At 71.4% G+C, this 19272-nt stretch carries 18 protein-coding genes and 1 tRNA gene; 11 read left to right on the forward strand and 8 right to left on the reverse strand.

Going from position 1 to position 19272, the window contains the following annotated elements; genetic code table 11:
• Positions 1-90 precede the first annotated feature (90 nt).
• From ACFWXC_RS12945 to ACFWXC_RS12960, 4 genes are all read left to right on the forward strand, one after another.
• A complete protein-coding gene (locus ACFWXC_RS12945; protein WP_384477524.1) occupies positions 91-1263 on the forward strand; it encodes a helix-turn-helix domain-containing protein in 1173 nt (390 codons plus the stop codon).
• A gap of 235 nt (positions 1264-1498) precedes the next feature.
• Complete coding sequence (gene orn / locus ACFWXC_RS12950; protein WP_384477527.1) at positions 1499-2101, forward strand: oligoribonuclease; 603 nt, start codon at positions 1499-1501, stop codon at positions 2099-2101.
• A 114-nt stretch (positions 2102-2215) separates the two neighbouring features.
• A tRNA-His gene (locus tag ACFWXC_RS12955) sits at positions 2216-2288 on the forward strand.
• A 465-nt stretch (positions 2289-2753) separates the two neighbouring features.
• On the forward strand, positions 2754-3278 hold the full coding sequence (locus ACFWXC_RS12960; protein WP_384477530.1) for a GNAT family N-acetyltransferase: 525 nt from the start codon (positions 2754-2756) through the stop codon (positions 3276-3278).
• Positions 3279-3378: 100 nt separating this feature from the next.
• Here ACFWXC_RS12960 and ACFWXC_RS12965 read toward each other — a convergent pair whose 3' ends face one another.
• Positions 3379-3816: a nuclear transport factor 2 family protein gene (locus ACFWXC_RS12965; protein ID WP_384477533.1), complete on the reverse strand. Its 438-nt coding sequence runs from the start codon at positions 3814-3816 to the stop codon at positions 3379-3381.
• Positions 3817-3917: 101 nt separating this feature from the next.
• Between ACFWXC_RS12965 and ACFWXC_RS12970 the strand changes: the two genes are divergently transcribed.
• Positions 3918-4586, forward strand: coding sequence for a TetR/AcrR family transcriptional regulator (locus ACFWXC_RS12970; protein ID WP_384477535.1), 669 nt, complete (start codon positions 3918-3920; stop codon positions 4584-4586).
• Positions 4587-4758: 172 nt separating this feature from the next.
• Here ACFWXC_RS12970 and ACFWXC_RS12975 read toward each other — a convergent pair whose 3' ends face one another.
• Entirely contained in the window at positions 4759-5814 is a 1056-nt protein-coding gene (locus ACFWXC_RS12975; RefSeq protein ID WP_384477538.1) for a LacI family DNA-binding transcriptional regulator, read from the reverse strand.
• 427 nt (positions 5815-6241) lie between these two features.
• Here ACFWXC_RS12975 and ACFWXC_RS12980 point away from each other — a divergent pair, with 427 nt between their 5' ends.
• From ACFWXC_RS12980 to ACFWXC_RS12995, 4 genes are all read left to right on the forward strand, one after another.
• The gene (locus ACFWXC_RS12980) at positions 6242-7564 is read left to right on the forward strand and encodes an ABC transporter substrate-binding protein (RefSeq protein WP_384477541.1); all 1323 of its coding nucleotides are present in this window, start codon (positions 6242-6244) and stop codon (positions 7562-7564) included.
• A 5-nt stretch (positions 7565-7569) separates the two neighbouring features.
• Positions 7570-8580 carry a carbohydrate ABC transporter permease gene (locus ACFWXC_RS12985; RefSeq protein WP_384477899.1) on the forward strand — a complete coding sequence of 337 codons (1011 nt, stop codon included), beginning with the start codon at positions 7570-7572 and terminating at the stop codon, positions 8578-8580.
• A 10-nt stretch (positions 8581-8590) separates the two neighbouring features.
• On the forward strand, positions 8591-9493 hold the full coding sequence (locus tag ACFWXC_RS12990) for a carbohydrate ABC transporter permease (protein WP_384477544.1): 903 nt from the start codon (positions 8591-8593) through the stop codon (positions 9491-9493).
• Between the two features lie 130 nt (positions 9494-9623).
• A complete protein-coding gene (locus tag ACFWXC_RS12995) occupies positions 9624-11042 on the forward strand; it encodes a GH1 family beta-glucosidase (RefSeq protein WP_384477547.1) in 1419 nt (472 codons plus the stop codon).
• A gap of 56 nt (positions 11043-11098) precedes the next feature.
• Here ACFWXC_RS12995 and ACFWXC_RS13000 read toward each other — a convergent pair whose 3' ends face one another.
• The 3 genes from ACFWXC_RS13000 to ACFWXC_RS13010 all read right to left on the reverse strand — a co-directional run bounded on the left by ACFWXC_RS13000 (position 11099) and on the right by ACFWXC_RS13010 (position 14844).
• Positions 11099-12577, reverse strand: a complete 1479-nt coding sequence (locus ACFWXC_RS13000) for a cellulose binding domain-containing protein (RefSeq protein ID WP_384477550.1) — start codon at positions 12575-12577, stop codon at positions 11099-11101.
• Between the two features lie 132 nt (positions 12578-12709).
• Positions 12710-14137 carry a sensor histidine kinase gene (locus ACFWXC_RS13005; RefSeq protein WP_384477553.1) on the reverse strand — a complete coding sequence of 476 codons (1428 nt, stop codon included), beginning with the start codon at positions 14135-14137 and terminating at the stop codon, positions 12710-12712.
• Positions 14134-14844 carry a response regulator transcription factor gene (locus ACFWXC_RS13010; RefSeq protein ID WP_384477556.1) on the reverse strand — a complete coding sequence of 237 codons (711 nt, stop codon included), beginning with the start codon at positions 14842-14844 and terminating at the stop codon, positions 14134-14136. Before ACFWXC_RS13010 ends, ACFWXC_RS13005 begins: the two co-directional genes overlap by 4 nt.
• Before the next feature lie 98 nt (positions 14845-14942).
• On the opposite strand from ACFWXC_RS13010, the gene ACFWXC_RS13015 reads away from it, so the two are divergent.
• Entirely contained in the window at positions 14943-15461 is a 519-nt protein-coding gene (locus ACFWXC_RS13015) for a hypothetical protein (protein ID WP_384477559.1), read from the forward strand.
• A 10-nt stretch (positions 15462-15471) separates the two neighbouring features.
• On the opposite strand, the gene ACFWXC_RS13020 is transcribed toward ACFWXC_RS13015, so the two are convergent.
• Both ACFWXC_RS13020 and ACFWXC_RS13025 read right to left on the reverse strand, forming a co-directional pair.
• Complete coding sequence (locus ACFWXC_RS13020) at positions 15472-16344, reverse strand: spermidine synthase (RefSeq protein ID WP_384477562.1); 873 nt, start codon at positions 16342-16344, stop codon at positions 15472-15474.
• Positions 16345-16380: 36 nt separating this feature from the next.
• Entirely contained in the window at positions 16381-16785 is a 405-nt protein-coding gene (locus tag ACFWXC_RS13025; protein ID WP_384477564.1) for a hypothetical protein, read from the reverse strand.
• Between the two features lie 255 nt (positions 16786-17040).
• On the opposite strand from ACFWXC_RS13025, the gene ACFWXC_RS13030 reads away from it, so the two are divergent.
• Entirely contained in the window at positions 17041-18519 is a 1479-nt protein-coding gene (locus tag ACFWXC_RS13030) for a hypothetical protein (protein ID WP_384477566.1), read from the forward strand.
• Between the two features lie 141 nt (positions 18520-18660).
• On the opposite strand, the gene ACFWXC_RS13035 is transcribed toward ACFWXC_RS13030, so the two are convergent.
• Positions 18661-19257 carry a histidine phosphatase family protein gene (locus ACFWXC_RS13035; protein ID WP_384477569.1) on the reverse strand — a complete coding sequence of 199 codons (597 nt, stop codon included), beginning with the start codon at positions 19255-19257 and terminating at the stop codon, positions 18661-18663.
• Positions 19258-19272 lie beyond the last annotated feature (15 nt).

A 19272-nucleotide genomic window follows, 5' to 3' on the forward strand; every position in this document is an offset into this window, starting at 1 on the left:
CTTACGGCGGGGGACTCGTGCAGGACCGAGGGGAAACGTGCAGGAGCGACACAACCGAGGAGCCGCGACCACCGAGGGGGGCTTAGCAGGATGAGCCACGACTCCACTGCCGCGCCGGAAGCCGCGGCCCGGAAACTCTCCGGGCGACGCCGCAAGGAGATCGTCGCGGTGCTGCTGTTCAGCGGCGGTCCCATCTTCGAGAGTTCCATACCGTTGTCGGTGTTCGGGATAGACCGCCAGGACGCCGGAGTGCCGCGCTACCGACTGCTGGTGTGCGGCGGCGAAGAAGGCCCGCTGCGGACCACAGGGGGCCTGGAACTCACCGCGCCGCATGGGCTGGAGGCGATCTCACGCGCCGGCACGGTCGTCGTACCGGCCTGGCGTTCGATCACCGCGCCACCGCCCGAAGAAGCGCTGGACGCGCTGCGCCGCGCCCATGAAGAAGGGGCCCGCATAGTCGGGCTGTGCACCGGCGCGTTCGTGCTGGCCGCCGCCGGACTGCTGGACGGCCGCCCGGCCACCACCCACTGGATGTACGCGCCGACGCTGGCCAAGCGCTATCCGTCGGTGCACGTCGACCCACGCGAACTCTTCGTGGACGACGGCGACGTCCTGACGTCCGCCGGTACGGCGGCCGGAATCGACCTCTGTCTCCACATCGTGCGGACGGACCACGGCAACGAGGCGGCGGGCGCGCTCGCCCGGCGCCTGGTGGTCCCCCCGCGCCGCTCTGGCGGTCAGGAGCGCTACCTCGATCGATCTTTACCAGAGGAGATCGGCGCCGACCCGCTCGCCGAGGTCGTCGCCTGGGCGCTGGAGCACCTCCACGAGCAGTTCGACGTGGAGACGCTGGCGGCACGCGCGTACATGAGCCGCCGGACCTTCGACCGCCGCTTCCGCTCGCTGACCGGTAGCGCCCCGCTGCAGTGGCTGATCACGCAGCGGGTCCTGCAGGCGCAGCGCCTGCTGGAGACGTCGGACTACTCGGTGGACGAGGTGGCGGGCCGCTGCGGCTTCCGCTCCCCCGTCGCCCTGCGCGGCCACTTCCGCCGCCAGCTCGGTTCGTCCCCGGCGGCGTACCGGGCGGCCTACCGGGCGAGGAGGCCGCAGGCCGAGCGCGCCGACACGCCGGAACCGGCACCGATGCCCCCGACGGGCCCGCTGACGGTCCAGTACCCCGAGGGGGTACTCCCGATGCAGACCCGCAGGACAGCGGCGGTAGGCCTGTCGGCCAGCCTCCCGGGCCCGCGCACGGGCAGCTGACGCACCCGGACGCACCCGGCCCCTGCCCACCCGACCGCCTCGGGTAGGCAGGGGCCTCCGCGTTCCGCCCACCCACCCCCCGCCCCGGTGGGACAAAAGCCCCCACTCAGCCCGTCCGGCGACCGAGGACGAGGCCGTTCAGGCCGAAGCGGGGACCTGGGGGCGGCAGCCCCCGGAAGGCGGCGGCACCGACCGCGGGGGCCACAAACGGCGACGTCAGCTTTAGGGTGGTCGCATGAACGATCGCATGGTGTGGATCGACTGCGAGATGACCGGCCTCTCGCTGTCCGACGACGCGCTCATCGAGGTGGCCGCACTGGTCACCGACTCCGAGCTGAACGTGCTCGGCGAGGGCGTGGACATCGTCATCCGTCCGCCGGCCAAGGCACTGGAGACGATGCCGGAGGTGGTGCGGCAGATGCACACCTCGTCCGGCCTGCTCGACGAGCTGGCCGGCGGCACGACGCTCACCGAGGCCGAGGAGCAGGTCCTGGCCTATGTACGGGAGCACGTGAAGGAGCCCGGCAAGGCCCCGCTGTGCGGCAACTCCGTCGGCACCGACCGCGGCTTCCTGTCCCGGGACATGCCGGCCCTGGAGGGATACCTCCACTACCGGATCGTCGACGTGTCCAGCGTCAAGGAACTGGCCCGGCGCTGGTATCCGCGGGCGTACTTCAACAGCCCGGAGAAGAACGGCAACCACCGCGCCCTCGCCGACATCCGCGAGTCGATCGCCGAACTGCGCTACTACCGCGAGGCCATCTTCGTACCGCAGCCCGGCCCGGACTCGGACACCGCGAGGACGATCGCGGCCAAGCACGTCCTGCCTGCGGAATAGGCGTCCGGGAGGCCCCCGCGGGCACTCCCGTAAAGCCGTGCGCGAGCACCCCTTCGGACCCTGTACACTTTTTCTCGGCCGGTCGGAGAGACCACGGAATCGCTACCGGTCGTGGTGGGTGTAGCTCAGCTGGTAGAGCACCTGGTTGTGGTCCAGGATGCCGCGGGTTCGAGTCCCGTCACTCACCCTTGCATGAGAGGCCCCTGGCTTGCGGAAACGCAGGCCAGGGGCCTTTCGGTTGCCCGACATGGCCGCCTTTTCGATGTGGTGCCCCATAGTGATCATCAGGAATCGGATCCACAAGGACGGCACGGCGAGTTTCCAGGTCCGTGGTCCAGGGAGGGCGCCGACCGGGCGGCCCGATGAGCGGCAAGTACCAACAGGCGTACAAGGCCCTCTGGAGGGTGGCTGGTCACGAAACAGTCCTCCACACCGACGACATGCGCCGCAACCGAACGCTCATCGAAACTCAGTGGCATGTAGCGGTAGTCGGGAACCCGAGGTCAGGCCTCCCCAAAGGATGGGGGAGTAATGGTCAATGCCTGTGGATCAGTTGGGTTCGCTCAGGCGGCGACAGGTGTCTGTCGTTCTTCCAGGGGCGGCCCCTGCGGCCGGTCGGTGCGGGGGCGGATGCCTGTGCCACGATCGTGGCGTGAACGATCTACGCTTCCGTCTCGCTGACGACGCCGATCTTGCCGCTGTCGTGCGTCTGCGCGACGACGCGGCCCGCTGGATGCTTGCCCAAGGCGTCACCGGTCAGTGGCAGCCTGGTGAGCTGGGCGAGGACCACTTCCGCCGGATCATGAAGAGCGGGGAGGTATGGCTCGCAGAGGCTGCCGGTCGGGTGGTCGGGGCCTGGGAGCTCTGGTGGGAGGACGAGGACGCCTGGGGGCCGCAGCCGCCGACGGCCGGCTACGTGCACCGGCTGATGGTGGACCACGGATGTGTCCCGCCCGGGACAGGGCGGCAGCTTCTGCGAGTCGCGGAGCGCCGCGTGGCCGAAGCGGGCCGGCCGTTGGTTCGTCTGGACTGCCTGGCGACCAACGCACGCCTGAGTGCGTACTACCTCGGCGCCGGCTATCGGGTTGCGGGACGCAAGGAGGGCAAACCGCAGCCGGGCGGTACGCCCAAGTCGTTCACGCTCCTCGAAAAGTTCGTCCGGGATGAGTTGAGGTAGGTCGAGCGGCGAGGGCCTCGGGACGCTCTTCCCGGGCTGATCCGCAGGTCCTGAGCAGTGCCCAGGGTTGGGTTCGAGTGCCGGCACTCGCCCTGCGCCGTCAGCCGTCGTTCCCCTGCCGGGCCCTGGCCACCCCGTAGCCGTCCATGTAGTCGCGGACCCGCACCAGCCGCCCGCCCCGGACGCGCAGCACCAGCAGCCCGGGGATATCGAAGCCTGTACCACCCGTCGGCGGACCGGCGACCACCGTCTGCTCGGCGACGATCACCTCGGGGTCGGCCGTCTCGTGGACGGCGACCTCCTTGATCTCCGTCACACGCACGGGGCTGGCGCCCCAGGCCGCACGGTATCCGGTGCGGATCTCCTCCCGGCCGTCGTAGCGCGCGGGGAAGCCGGGGCTCGTGAACGGGAACTCGTGCACCGCGTCCACGGCGTACAGGTCCGCCAGGTCGTCGGCCGACTTGTCGCGCATGGCCTGGCGGTAGAGGGCCAGCACCTCACGGGGCGTGCGGGTCAGCGGCGGTTCGGACACCGTCATGGCGATCATCCATATTCAGTCAACGCTTGTTGAGTGAAGACTCTAGGACTGTCCGCGGCTTCGGTCAACGCTTGTAGAGCGAGTGCTTGTAGAGTGACCACGTGCCCGACCGCCCCGGCTCTCCCGCCCCGCTCTCCCGTGCCGCCCGTCGGCAGGCCACCCGGGCCCGCATCCTCGACAGCGCCCGTACGCTGTTCGCCGAGCGCGGCTTCGAGCGGACCACCGTCCGGGCCGTGGCCGCCACCGCACAGGTGGACCCTGCACTGGTCATGCAGCACTTCGGCAGCAAGCGCGAGCTGTTCACCGAGGCCGTCCAGGCGGGCCCGGCCCAACCGGCGGATGCCGGCACCGGCACCGACGCTCTCGTCGACCAGCTGCTGACAACCCTCGACATGAAGCTCGGCGGCCTGCCCGAGGGCACGCTCGCGACCCTGCGTTCGATGCTCACCGACCCGGACGCGGCCGAGCACGCCCGCCGGGCCATGGGCCGGCAGATCGAGTCGATCGCCAGGGCCCTTCCCGAGGAGGAGGACGAGAACGCCGCCGAGGACGCCGAGCTGCGCGCGGCCCTCGTCGTCACCGCCCTGGTCGGTGTCACCATCGGCCATCAGCTCCTCGCGCTGCCCGTGCTGCGCGACGCGCCTCCCGAACACATCGCCGCGCTCCTGCGCCCGGCCCTCAGGTCGCTGACGGAACCCTCACCGCCACCGGACCCGACCGGCTCCACCGGCCGGAGAAGACCGACAGCCAGGCCGCCCGGGTGCACATGAGAGGTCTGGACAAGACCTGGTGAGTGATCGCCACCACCACGTAAAGACCCCCGAGAACCGCGGCCGCGCAGACAACGGCCAGGGCGGCCGGCGCACAGCCCGGCGCTCCCGCGGTTCCGGCGATCGCCGACCAGCCGATCCGCGCCGCCCGCTCGGATCGTCCGGACAGATCCTACGAGGAGGCGCGGGTCACCAGTTCCGTCGGCAGGACCGCGTGCCGGCGCTCCAGGCCCCGGGAGACGGCAGGGCGGCGGTCGGCGATCTCCGCGAGGAGGAGGTCGATCATCGCGCGGCCCATCTCCTCGATGGGCTGGCGGACGCTGGTGAGCGGCGGGTCCATGTGGCGGGCGATGGCCGAGTCGTCGTACCCGACCAGCGCCACGTCCTCGGGGATACGGCGGCCCAGTTCGCGCAGCACCTGGCGGGCGCCGGCCGCCATCACGTCCGAGCCGGCGAAGACGGCGTCCAGGTCGGGGCGCCGCTCCAGCAGCAGGGTCATGGCCCGGCGGCCGCCCTCCTCGGTGAAGTCGCCGGGGACGACGAGGAGTTCGTCCACCTCCCGGCCCGCGTCCCGCAGGGCGTCGCGGTAGCCGTCGACGCGGCACTGGGCGCCGTACACGTCCAGGCGGCCGGTGATGTGCGCGATCGTCCGGCGGCCGCCGGCCAGCAGGTGCTCGACGGCGGAGCGCCCGCCGCCGTAGTTGTCGGAGTCGACGGAGGTCAGCGTCTCGGCGGCGGAGCGCGGGCCGCTGATCACGGCGGGGATCTCCAGCTGGGCGAGGAGGTCGGGCAGCGGGTCGTCGGCGTGGACGGACACCAGCAGGACGCCGTCCACGCGGTGGGCGGCGAGGTACTGGGCGAGCCGTTCCCGCTCCCGGTCGCTGCCGGCGAAGATCAGCAGCAACTGCATCTCGGTGTCGGAGAGTTCGGCGCCGACACCGCGGAGCATGTCCGAGAAGTACGGTTCCGCGAAGAACCGGGTCTCCGGTTCGGGGACGACCAGGGCGATGGCGTCGGTGCGGTTGGCCGCGAGGGCCCGGGCGGCGGTGTTCGGCACGTAACCGAGTTCGGCGACCGCGGCCTCCACGGCGGCCCGGGTGGCGTCGCTGACCCGCGGCGAGCCGTTGATCACCCGCGACACGGTTCCCCGCCCCACCCCGGCCCGGGCGGCGACCTCCTCGAGGGTGGGCCGACCACCACCACGCCCCCGCGCTCCGTGGCTTGCCATGGGCTCCGCCCTTCTCACCGCGTTCTTGTTGCCGGCCTGGAATGTAACAGCCCCGTCTTTCGGGACGACCGCTCCCGGGAGCTGCCGCCCCCGGCCCCGCTCCGGTCCGGACGACCCCGCCTTCGGACGCCGCACGGGCCCGCGGGCGACGCCGGCCGGCCTTCAGCCGTTGTCGCCGCCCCGCCGCCCCGGCTCCCAACCGCGGTTAGCTAACAGCCGGATAACCGAACACACCCCTCCGCGTCCGCTCCCTTGACACCCCGCTCCGAACCGACGACCCTTCAACACATCATCGGTGGGAGCGCTCCCACAGTACCTGACACATACACATCCCGCACGTTCCCCGCCCGAGCCGCAGCGAGAAACAGACGGGCCCAACCATGCAGTTGGCCGGGGGGTCGGCACGTCAGGGCAACAGGAGGACGTAATGCGAGCACGTACCCGAACCGCCTCCCGCAAGGCGGTGGTCCTGGCGGCCGTCGTGTCGCTGGGAGGAGCGTTGCTGGCCGGCTGTGCCGACGACGGTGGTGGCGGCAGTGACGACACCAGCGGCGGCAAGGGCAAGACGACGATCACGCTCGGTCTGTTCGGCACGTTCGGCTTCAAGGAGGCCGGGCTCTACAAGGAGTACGAGAAGCTCCACCCGAACATCGTCATCAAGGACACCTCGGTCGAGCAGAACGCGAACTACTACCCGGCGCTGGTCAACCACCTGACCACCAACAGCGGCCTGATGGACGTCCAGGCCGTCGAAGTCAGCAACATCGCCGAGGTCACCAGCACCTTCGCCGACAAGCTGGAGGACCTGTCCAAGGTCAGCGGCGTCTCGGAGAGCAACTGGCTGGACTGGAAGTGGAAGCAGGCCACGACCAGCGGCGGCCAGACCATCGGGCTCGGCACCGACGTCGGCCCGCTCGCCATCTGCTACCGCAAGGACCTCTTCCAGCAGGCCGGTCTGCCCACCGACCGCGACGCGGTGAGCAAGCTCTGGGCGGGCAGCTGGGACAAGTTCGTCCAGGTCGGCGAGAACTACAAGAAGAAGGCGCCCTCCGGGACCACCTTCATGGACTCCCCCGGCGGTCTCCTGAACGCGATCCTCTCCAGTGAGAGCACCAAGTTCTACGACTCCTCCGGCAAGATCATCTACAAGACGAACCCGGCCGTGAAGACCGCGTTCGACCAGACCGCGAAGGCCGCGCAGGACGGGCTGGTCCAGGCGCAGACCCAGTTCCAGCCGTCCTGGAACAGCACGATCGCCAACAACAAGTTCGCGGCGATGTCCTGCCCGCCGTGGATGCTCGGCTACATCAAGGGCCAGTCGAAGGCGGACGCGGCCGGCAAGTGGGACGTGGCCCAGGCGCCGAAGGCCGGCAACTGGGGCGGGTCCTTCCTGACCGTGCCCAAGAGCGGCAAGAACGTCGCGGAGGCCGAGAAGCTGGTCGCCTGGCTGACCGCACCCGAACAGCAGGCCAAGCTCTTCAGCGTGCAGGGCTCCTTCCCGAGCGCGCCGTCGACGTACACCTCGGCGGCGGTGACCGGCGCCAAGAACGACATGACCGGTGACGCCCCGATCGGCACGATCTTCGCCGCGGCCGCCAAGAGCAGCCCGGTGCAGGTCATCGGCCCGAAGGACCAGATCATCCAGGACGGTCTGGCCAACAACGGCGTCGTCCTCGTCACCAAGGGCAAGTCGGCCGCGGAGGCGTGGAACACAGCGGTCAAGACCATCGACAACAGCCTGGACAAGTGACCGCCATGGCCACCCGGCACGACACCGCCGCCCCCCTCGCGCAGGAGGGGGGCGCGGCCCCGGTCCGTCCGCCCGCCGCTCCCACGGAGGCGGAGCTGCGGCGCCGCACCCGTCTCTCGCGCCGCTGGCAGCGGGACATCAAGTGGAGCCCGTACGGCTTCATCTCGCCGTTCTTCCTGCTCTTCGTCGCCTTCGGGCTCTTCCCGCTGGTCTACACGGGGTGGGCCTCGCTGCACACGGTGGAGCTGACCGCGCCCACCGACATGCAGTGGGCGGGGCTGCACAACTACACCCGGATCTTCGGCGACGACTTCTTCTGGAACGCGGCCAGGAACACCCTGACCATCGGGATCATCTCGACGGTTCCGCAGCTGCTGATGGCGATGGGGCTCGCCCACATCCTCAACTACCGGCTGCGTGCCTCGATCTTCTACCGGGTCGTGATGCTGGCGCCGTACGCCACGTCGATCGCGGCCGCCTCCCTGGTCTTCGTGCTGCTGTTCGGCCGGGACTACGGCATGATCAACTGGGCGCTGCACTTCTTCGGCGTCGGCCACATCGACTGGCAGAACGACAAGTGGCCCTCCCAGATAGCGGTCTCGACGATCGTGATCTGGCGCTGGACCGGCTACAACGCGCTGATCTACCTGGCCGCGATGCAGGCGATCCCGCAGGACCTGTACGAGTCGGCGGCCCTGGACGGCGCCTCGCGCTGGCAGCAGTTCCTCCATGTGACGCTGCCGCAGCTGCGCCCGACGATCCTGTTCACCTGTGTCGTCTCCACCATCGGGGCGAGCCAGGTGTTCGGCGAGCCGCTGATCTTCGACGCGAACAAGGGGGCGTCGGGCGGCGCGGAGCACCAGTTCCAGACGCTCGGCCTGTACCTGTACGAGCAGGGCTGGGTGAACCAGCACCTGGGCCGTGCCTCGGCCATCGCCTGGACGATGTTCCTGATCCTCATCGTGATCGGGCTCGTCAACTACGTCATCTCGCGCCGGCTGCGCGCCAGTAGTTAGGAGACCGGCCGTGACGACGACAACCCTGACCACCACCCCCTCCGACGCCGAGCCCAAGCGCGTGCGGCGCCCGAAGTCCGCGCGCGCCGGCGGCACCATGCACGCGGGCCCGATCGCCTACACGGTCCTCGTGCTGTTCTCCATCGGCTCGCTGTTCCCGCTGGTGTGGACGGCGATCGCCGCCTCCCGGAACAACAACCGGCTGGCGGAGACCCCGCCGCCGTTCTGGTTCGGCGGGAACCTCTTCCACAACCTCGACGTCGCCTGGACCGAGGCCAATCTCGGCAAGGCGTTCCTCAACACCACGATCGTGGCGGGGACGTCCGCGGTGACCATCGTCGTGCTGTCGACGATCGCCGGGTTCGCCTTCGCCAAGCTGCGGTTCCGGGGCCGCAACATCCTGATGCTGACGGTGATCGGCACGATGATGGTGCCGCCGCAGCTCAGCATCATCCCGCTCTACATGATGGTCGCCAAGCTGAACTGGGCGGACCAGTTGCAGGCGGTGATCTTCCCGTCCCTGGTGAGCGCGTTCGGCGTGTTCTTCATGCGGCAGTACCTCATCCAGGCGCTGCCGGACGAGCTGATCGAGGCGGCCCGAGTGGACGGCGCGAGCAGCTGGCGGGTGGTGTGGCACGTCGTGTTCCCGGCGGCGCGCCCGGCGATGGCGGTGCTCGGCATGCTGATGTTCGTCCAGGCCTGGAACGACTTCCTGTGGCCGTTCCTGGTCCTGACGCAGACCGGCAACCCGACCGTGCAGGTCGCCCTGGCGGGCCTGGGCCGCGGTTACACCCCCGACCAGTCCCTGATCATGGCGGGCGCGCTGCTGGGCACGCTGCCGTTGCTGCTCGTCTTCGCGATCTTCGGCAAGCAGATCGTGGGCGGCATCATGCAGGGCGCGGTGAAGGGCTGACCGCCCGCGGAACGACGGGGGCCGGGTCACCGCCGCCCCGGCCCCTCCCGTCCCGCCCGCCCCTTTCTCTCTCCTCATCTACCCGTCGGTCTCCACGACCTCCTATGGGAGCGCTTCCATGCCTGAGCCCATGACTTCCGTGACCTTTCCTCCCGCCTTCCTCTGGGGCGCCGCGACCTCCGCGTACCAGATCGAGGGGGCGGTGCGGGAGGACGGCCGCACCCCCTCGATCTGGGACACCTTCAGCCATACGCCGGGCAGGACGGCCGGCGGCGAGACCGGTGACATCGCTGTCGACCACTACCACCGCTACCGCGACGACGTGGCGCTGATGGCGGACCTCGGTCTGAACGCCTACCGGTTCTCGGTCTCCTGGTCGCGCGTCCAGCCGACCGGACGCGGCCCGGCGGTCCAGGTCGGCCTGGACTTCTACCGCCGGCTGGTCGACGAGCTGCTGGCCAAGGGCATCAAGCCCGCCGTCACCCTCTACCACTGGGACCTGCCGCAGGAGCTGGAGGACGCGGGCGGCTGGCCGGAGCGGGACACGGCGTACCGGTTCGCCGAGTACGCCCAGATCCTCGGCGAGGCGCTCGGCGACCGCGTCGAGCAGTGGATCACCCTCAACGAGCCCTGGTGCAGCGCGTTCTTGGGCTACGGCTCCGGGGTGCACGCCCCCGGCCGTACCGACCCGGCGGCCACCCTGCGCGCCGCGCACCACCTCAACCTCGCGCACGGCCTCGCCACGTCGGCGCTGCGTGCGGCGATGCCGGCCCGCAACCAGATCGCGATCAGCCTCAACTCCTCCGTCGTACGGCCCCTCTCGCAGGACCCGGCCGATCTGGCGGCGGTCCGGACCATCGACGACCTGGCCAACGGCGTCTTCCACGGCCCGATCCTGCACGGCTCGTATCCTCAGTCGCTGTTCGCGGCGACGGCGTCGGTGACCGACTGGTCGTACGTCCTGGACGGCGATCTCGCCGCCATCCAGCAGCCGCTGGACGCCCTCGGGCTGAACTACTACACGCCCACCCTGGTGTCGTCGGCGTCCGGCGCGGTGACCGGCCCGCGGTCGGACGGCCATGGCGCGAGTGCCCACTCCCCCTGGCCGGGCGCCGACGACATCGCCTTCCACCAGACCCCGGGCGAGCGCACCGAGATGGGCTGGACGATCGACCCGACCGGCCTGCACGACCTGATCATGCGGTACACCGCCGAGACTCCGGGCCTGCCCCTCTACATCACCGAGAACGGCGCGGCCTACGACGACAAGCCCGACCCGGACGGCCGGGTCCACGACCCGGAGCGCATCGCCTACCTGCACGGCCACCTCTCGGCGGTACGCCGCGCGATCACCGACGGCGCCGATGTCCGCGGCTACTACCTGTGGTCCCTGATGGACAACTTCGAGTGGGCGTACGGCTACGAGAAGCGGTTCGGCGCGGTGTACGTCGACTACGCGACCCTCGCCCGCACCCCGAAGTCCAGCGCCCACTGGTACGCGGAAGCGGCCCGCACGGGAACCCTCCCGCCGGCCCGCCCGGCGTCCTGAGCCCGGGGGCGCGGTCCAGGGAGTACCGCGCCCCCCTTCGCTCTGTCACGGTCGTGTCAGCCGATCGCTGCGAACGCCTTCGAGAAGGCGTTCTTGTCCTGGGTGATCGAACTGCACGTGGCGTCGGCGGTGGGCTTGGCGCCGCCGTCGCACTGCTTGTCTCGGGTGGCGGACCACATCGACAGCCCGCCGAGGCCCTTGGACTTGGCGAAGTCGACGAGCTGGGTGGCGTCGTCCACCTTGAAGACCTCGGTGGAGACGTCGTTGACGCCGATCATCGGGGTGACGGCGACCGCCTTCCAGGCGGCTGGGTCGGAGAGCCCGAGCACGCTCTTGACCTGGGCCTGGGTGGCGGTGGCGGCCTGGGTGGCGTACGTGCCCATGTCGCCGTCGTACGAGGCGCCGTAGTCCATCGCCATGATGTTGACGGTGCTGATCTTCACGCCGTTGGCCCTGGCGTCGGAGAGCAGGTTCACGCCGTCCTGGGTGAGGCCCTCCGGCATGACCGGGAGGGTGAAGGAGACGTCCAGGTCGGGGTGGCTCGCCTGGAGCTTGGCGATGGCCTTCGCGCGGTTGGTGTTCGCCGTGGTGTTGGGCAGCGCGCCGCCCTCCACGTCGAAGTCGACCTTGGTCAGGTCGTAGGCGTCCACGGCCTTGCCGTACGCCGTCGCCAGCGCGTCCGCCGAGGAGCAGGTGGTCGCGAGTTCCGAGCCGGAGGCGCCGCCGAAGGAGACCCGGACGTCACCGCCCTTGGCGCGCAGGGCGCCGATCTGGGAGGCCACGCCGTCACTGGCCAGGTCCGTCACCCCGCCCCACTTGGGCGTGCAGCCGCCGCCGTCGGTGACGAACGCGAGGTTGTAGTTCTTCACGCCGGTCGCGTCGGCGGCCGCGAGCAGGTCGAACGCCGGGTAGAGGGAGGTGTCGACGTACGGGGCGAAGCCGGCGGAGGCGGTGGTGCCGGTGCCGCTGCTCTGGGTGGGGGACGCGGTGGGGGTGACCGTCGCGGTGGGGGTGGAGGTGGGAGTAGGGGTGGAGGTGGCAGAGGGTGTGACGGTCGCGGTCGGTGTGGTGGACTCCGTCGGGCGGCCGCTGGGCTCCGGGGTCGCCGTGCCGTCCGCCGAACAGCTCGCGTTGTCGATACGGCAACCGGTCGGGTCCCCGCTGCCGTTGACCACGAAGCCGACGGTGACCGACTCGTCGGCCGCGAGGCCGTCCGTGTCCCACTTCGGCGGCTTCACGGTGACGTGCTGCCCGCTGACCGTGGACTCGGCGTTCCACAGCGAGCTGAGCTTGGCCCCGGCCGGCAGGTCGAACTCCAGCGTCCAGTCCTTCTCCGTGGCACCGCTGTTGTTCGTCACGACGTACTGCGCGGAGTACCCGGTCGACCAGTCGCTGGTCTTGGTGTACGCGGCGCCGACCCCGGCCGCCTGCGCGATTCCGGTGAACAGGATCGCCCCGCCACCGACCACGGCCGCGGCGACCAGACCGCCTATCACCTTGTTCCTGCCACTGATGCTGCGCCGGTGCGTACTCATGCGCGTGCCTGCCTTCGCCTGCCGAATGGGGGGGGTGCGGCAGCACGCTAGCGACCGGGAACCGGACAAACGGCCTGATAGGGACGGGCGTTGGGGATCTTAGGGTGCGCTTAAGGAAGGGATCGGGACCGATTAAAGGTCGAGACCAATTTTCTTGGTCTCCCCGGTTCCTCTCCGGCCCGTCTCCCCCGACTGCCTGCGCGAACGGCGTCTGCGCACCGACCCCCGATGCCCCTTCCGCTCCGGTTTCCCGCCGTCCAGCTGGATCCAGATCCGCACCTCGGTGCCGCCGAGCACCGACGAGCCGATCCGCACGTCCCCGCCGGTCGACTCGGCGAGCCGGCGCACGATGTCGAGGCCGAGCCCGGTCGACCCGGCCGCCCCGGAACCCCGCCCCCGGGCCATCGCGGCCTCGGGATCCCGGATGCCCTGCCCGGCGTCGGAGACCAGCACGATGACCGCGTCGTCCCCGTTGTGCACGTCGACCGCGAAGGCGGTGCCCTCGGCGGTGTGCCGGAAGACGTTGCCGAGCAGCGCGTCGAGCGCCGCGGCCAGGTCGGCGCGGGCCACGGGTATGCGTACCGGCCGGTCGACGCCGGCCACCCGCCACTTGCGGCCCTCGTCCTCCGCGAGCGCCGACCAGAACCCCATCCGCTCCCGCACCACCTCGGCCGCGTCGCACCCGGCGCCCGGACCGGCGGCCGCCGTCTGCGGCTTGGCCTCCCGGGCGGTCCGGATGATGGTGTCGACCTCACGCTCCAGCTGGGCGACGGCGGCCCTGGTCTGCTCGGCGGCGGGCCCGTCCCCGAGCGAGGCCGCGTTGAGCCGCAGCACGGTGAGCGGGGTCCGCAGCCGATGGGACAGATCGGCGGCCAGCTCCCTCTCGTTCGCCAGCAGTTGTACGACCTGGTCGGCCATCGAGTTGAACGCGGCCGCCGCCAGCCGCAGTTCGGTCGGCCCCTCCTCGGGCACCCGCGACCCCAGCCTGCCCTCTCCCAGTTCGTGGGCGCCCTCGACCAGCCGCTGGGCGGGCTGCACCATCCGTACGCCCAGCCGGTCGGCGACGGCGACCGAGCCGACGATCAGCGCCAGGCCGACGGCGGCGAGCACCGCCCAGGCCGTGGAGACGCCGTTGGTCACCTCGGACTCGGGGACGTACACCTCGACGACCGCGATGGCACCGGAGCCGAGCGCCACGGGCTGCAGCAGCGTCGAGCCGCCCGCCACCCCGGTCGTGGAGGCACGCCCCAGCTTCCGTACGGTCGCGATGTCCCGGTCGGCGGCGCGCTGCCGCCCGATGTCGACGGCGGCACCGTCCCCGGACGCGGGTATGTGCACGGCCATGCCCCGGTCGGCGCCGGCCGCGGCCACCACCCGCTCCAGCTTGTCCCGGTCGGTGGTGATGGACAGGGCCGGGGCGACGGCGGCGGCCTCCCGCTCGGCGTTGGAGAACGCGCGGTCGCGGGCCAGCTCCTTGACGACCAGACCGAGCGGAACGGCGAAGGCGACCACGACCATCGCGGTGACCGCCAGACAGACCTTGACCAGAGCCCATCTCATCCGACCGGCCTCGCTTCCCCGCCGGGCGGCTCCAGCTTCACGCCGACCCCCCGCAGTGTGTGCAGATACCGCGGCCGGGCCGCCGTCTCCCCCAACTTCCGCCGCAGCCAGGACAGATGCACGTCGATGGTCTGGTCGTCCCCGTACGACTGCTGCCACACCTCCGCCAGCAGTTCCTTGCGCGGGACCACGACCCCCGGCCGCCCGGCGAGGAAGGCCAGCAGATCGAACTCCCGGCGAGTGAGATCGAGCCGCACCCCGTCCAACTCGGCCTGCCGGCGCAGCGGGTCGACGGCCAGCCCACCGACCCGCAGCACGCTCGACGGCGCCGCCTCGCCCCCGGCCGACCGCGCCCGGCGCAGCACGGCGGACATCCGCGCCGACAGGTGCTCGACGGAGAACGGCTTGGTCAGGTAGTCATCCGCACCGGCGTTGAGCAGCCGGACGATCTCCGTCTCGTCGTCCCGGGCGGTGGCGATGATCACCGGCACGTCGGTGATGCCGCGCAGCATCTTCAGGGCCTCGGAGCCGTCCAGGTCCGGCAGTCCGAGGTCCAGGACGACCACGTCGAAGCGGAAATGGGCGACCTCGCGCAGCGCCTCCAGTGCCGTACCGACGCTGCGCACGGTGTGCGAGGCGTCGGTGAGATGCCGGATCAGCGCCGAGCGTACGAACTGGTCGTCCTCGACCACGAGCACACTTGCCATGCGCCGCACCGTACGCCATGCGGCAGGCGCCGGCCGGAGCCTGTGGATAACTCGGGTCGGGTGCGCACGGCGGTACCCCTGAGGCAGTATGGCCCGCGATGCGCAGAGGACTCGTACACGTACTGGCCTGGCTGCTCGCCACGGGCGCGGCGGTCACGCTGTCGTGGTGGGGTGTCCACACGGTGATGGCGGGCACGGCCTACGACCCGCCGCGCGCCCTGCCCATCACGGCGGCGGACGACGACCCGACGACGCAGGGTTCCAAGCCGCTGGCGTCGGCCACGTCCCGCCCGCCGAGCCCCTCGCCCACCGCCTCCCGGCGCCCGTCGGCGACTCCCACCCCGACGCCCTCCCGCACCGCGGCGCCCGCCCCGACCCCGTCCGCCACCGCGACCGGCGAGGTCAAGGCCTACGACACCGACGGCGGCCGGGCGGTCTTCGACCTGGCCAGGAGCAGCGCGACGCTCGTGTCGGCGACACCGGGCACGGGCTGGTCGATGCAGGTGTGGAAGACGGAGTCCTGGATCCGCATCGAGTTCAGCAGGAGCACGGACCGGGTGTCGGTCTTCTGCACCTGGCACGACGGCCCGCCGCACGTGCAGGTCGAGACGTACTGAAGGGGAGGCTTCAGCGAAACACCGATGGCGGCGGTGAAGGCGAAGCCACGGCCACCGCGTCCGTCACGGCAACCGCCCCACCGGCGAAGTCCCGCAACGCCCGCCCGTGTTCGACCCGCCCAGGGTGCGAGTCGGATGCACAGCGCCGGGTCAGCTCTGCGACGGGCAGCTGTACGTCGGCCGCCACCAGCACCGCGTTGCCGAACCGCTTCCCCCGCCACACCCCCGCGTCCGCCACCACCGCGACCTCCGCGAACCGCGCCGCCGCCGTGGCGATCTGCCCCCTGAGGTGCGCGAGCGGCGGCCCGTCCGCGAGGTTCGCCGCGTAGGCACCCCCCGGCCGCAGGACTCTCCGGACCTCGTCCAGGAACTCCGTGGACGTCAGGTGCGCCGGCGTCCGCGCCCCGCTGAACACATCCGCTATGACCAGGTCCGCCCACCCCTCCGGCACCTTGCCCAGCCCTTCCCTGGCGTCCACGGACCGCACCCGTATCCGCGCGTTCGGATCCAGCGGCAGCTCCCGCCGGACCAGTTGGACGAGGGCCGCGTCCCGTTCGACGATCTGCTGCGTGGACCGGGGCCGGGTCGCCGCGACGTACCGCGCCAGCGTGAAGGCCCCGCCCCCGAGGTGCAGCACCTGCACCGGTCTGCCCGGCGGTGCGACCAGGTCGATCACATGGCCGAGGCGGCGCTGGTACTCGAAGGAGAGGTACGCGGGATCGTCGAGGTCGACGTGTGACTGCGGGGCACCGTCGATGAGCAGGGTCCAGGCACGGCCGCGCTCGGGGTCGGGTATGAGCTGGGCGAGGCCGCCGTCGACGGCCTCGACAACGGCCTCGGCGGCGGCAGCCGACCGGCGCCGGGTGTTCCTGGACTTGCCCATTCCGCCATTTTCGCAGGCCGCGGCCGTACCGGAAATTCAGCAGCAGCTGTCCGCGGCCTTGATCAGCCTCGCCGCCTCCCCGAGCGCCCGGCGCAGCACCGCCGGGTCCGTCGCGAGATCGGCCTCGCCGGGCGGCAGCAGCCAGTCGGAGCCGTCGACCGGCGGCTCGGGGTTGAGCCGCAGTCCGCGCCCGTCGGTGCCGGTACAGGTGCTGCCGGGGACGTCCCAGGCCGCCGCCGTACCGGCCGGCACCACGAAGCCGAGGGTGTCGCCCCCGTCGTCGTGGAGCACGGGCCCCACCGCCTCCCCGGCCCCCCGGCGCAGGATGTCGACCGCCTCCAGGCCCTGCCGGGCCGGCACCGTCACGAGATCGCATCCCGCATCGTCTGCCGTCGAAGTCCTCGACGGCGTACAAGGATCGTTGCTCTGGCTGGTCTCCATCCCGGCCTCCACCGCGCAGCCCTCTTGCAGTCCATGACGTCCAACGCGCCACCGCGTCAACGGCTACGGCGGAAGTCAGCCGCAAAGGATGGCAGTTCATGGCAGATCGTGCAGGAGATATCCGGTTTGTAGCCAAACCCAGCGTCACGGGTCCGACACAGCAGGTACGTTCTTGCCCGCCGGAATCAAGGGTCCACTCGGACAACTCACCACGAGTCCGGCATGGTTCGACGGTTCGCACGAGAGGACCCGGCCATGGCGTCGTCAACCACGACCCCGTCGCAGCCCGATCGGCCGGTACGGCCGAACCTCGCCTTCCGGCAACTGCGCGGCCGGCACTCGCCGGCCGAGTTCGCCGCGCTGGTTCGGCGTGCCGCCCGCGAGATCGGCGAGCGGGTGAGCTGTGACGCGCGCTACATCGGCCGGGTCGAGGCGGGTGAGATCCGCTGCCCGAACTACGCGTACGAACGGGTGTTCCTGCACATGTTCCCCGGTCGCACGCTCGCCGACCTCGGCTTCGCGCCCCGCTCGTCCGTCCGCGGACGCGGGGCACGGCCGCCCGAGGACACACCCCTCGCACGCGTGAGAGGTGAGACACAAGGGGCCATCGAGCCGTATGACCCGCCGGACGGGTTTCGACCACCGGACGGGTTTGAACCGCAGGACACGCATCACCCGCAGGACACGTACGAGACGCACGACAACTACGAGGAGAGCGACGTGCTGCGTCGCCTATTCATGACCGGCGGAGGCGCCACGGTGGCCGCCGCCACGCTGGGCCCCCTGGGGTCCACCATCGACGCCGTGGCGGCGGACCGGCCGGTACGCCGGGCCGGGTCCTCGCACGCGGCCGCCCTGGAGGAGGCCGTACGCCGGATCCGCCTGCTCGACGACCGGCACGGCGCGGACGGACTGTACCGGCGCGCGGCGGCTCCGCTGCGCGCGGCGTACGCGCTGCTGGACGCCGGCGCGACCCGGCAGACGACCGCCGACCGGCTGCACTCGGGCGCCGGTGAACTGGCCATCTCGGTGGGCTGGCTGGCCCACGACTCCGGCCGCTTCGACGACGCCCGCTCGCACTACGCGGAGGCGCTGGCGACGGCGCGGATGACCGGGGACCCGGGGCTGGAGGCGCACGCCTTCTGCAACACGGCATTCCTCGCGCGGGACGCGGGGCGGCCGAGGGAAGCGGTGCGCGCGGCGCAGGCCGCGCAGCGGGTCGGCCGGCCGCTGGGCTCGGCCCGCCTGATGTCCCTGCTCGCGCTGCGCGAGGCGGGCGGCTGGGCGGGGCTCGCCGACCGCACCGGCTGCGAGCAGGCCCTGGTCCGGGCGCAGGCCCTCTTCGAGCGAGGCCACTCGGACGCCGACCCCGAGTGGATGAGCTTCTACGGAGAGGCCGAGCTGGAAGGCCTGGAGGCGCAGTGCTGGTCCACGCTGGGCGACTGGCGGCGGGCCTCGCGGCATGCGCGCAGGGCCGCCGAGCTGCAGGATCCGCACTTCACGAGGAACATCGCGCTGTACACGGCGGAGCTCGCGGACGACCTCGCCCGTGGGGGGCGTCCCGACGAGGCGGCGATGGCGGGGCTGCGGGTCCTGGACCTGCTGGGCCAGGTCCAGTCGTCCCGGATCCAGGGGATGCTGGCGGGCACGGCGCGGGTGCTGCTGCCGCATCGGCGGGCGAGTGGGGTCCAGGAGTTCCTGGACCGGCACGCGTCGACACCGCGGGTTGTGTAGGGCCGGGATTCGAGTGCGGGTGCGTGGGGGCTGGTCGCGCAGTTCCCCGCGCCCCTTACGGGGCGCTTCGCCCGCCGTCTCTCCCTAGCTGCGGGCAGTCGCGCCTCCCCCAAGCGACCACACCCCCGCCCCCGCCCACCGTCAGCCGGCCAGGTGCCCCAGGTCGTTCCAGCTCTCGATCGCGGGCTCCCCGTAGGCCCAGCCCAGCACCGACAGCGACGTCGGGTTCAGCCGGATCCGTGCCGCGAAGTCCAGCGGCAGCCCGAGCCACCGCGCCCCGATCGACCGCAGGATGTGCCCGTGGGCGAACACCAGCACGTCCCGGTCGGCGGCGCGCGCCCACGCCACCACCTCGTCCGCCCGCGCGGTCACCTCCGCCAGGGACTCGCCCCCGGGCACCCCGTCCCGCCAGATCAGCCAGCCCGGCCGGGCCGCCTGGATCTCCGCCGGGGTCAGGCCCTCGTACGCGCCGTAGTCCCACTCCATCAGCGTGTCCCACCGCTCGGCCCGCTCGCCGAACCCGGCGAGTTCGCACGTCTCACGCGCGCGTGCCAGCGGGCTGGTGCGTATCTCGGCGTCCGCGAGAGCGCCGTACGGCGGCCGGTGCAGACGCTCGCCCAGCAGCTTGGCGCCCCGCCGGCCCTCTTCCAGGAGCGGTACGTCGGTCCTGCCGGTGTGCTTGCCGGACAGCGACCACTCCGTCTGTCCGTGCCGGGCCAGCAGGATGCGCGGTGCCATGGAGAGGGAACCTTT

The organism is Streptomyces sp. NPDC058683 (assembly GCF_042716195.1).
Lineage (GTDB): Bacteria > Actinomycetota > Actinomycetes > Streptomycetales > Streptomycetaceae > Streptomyces.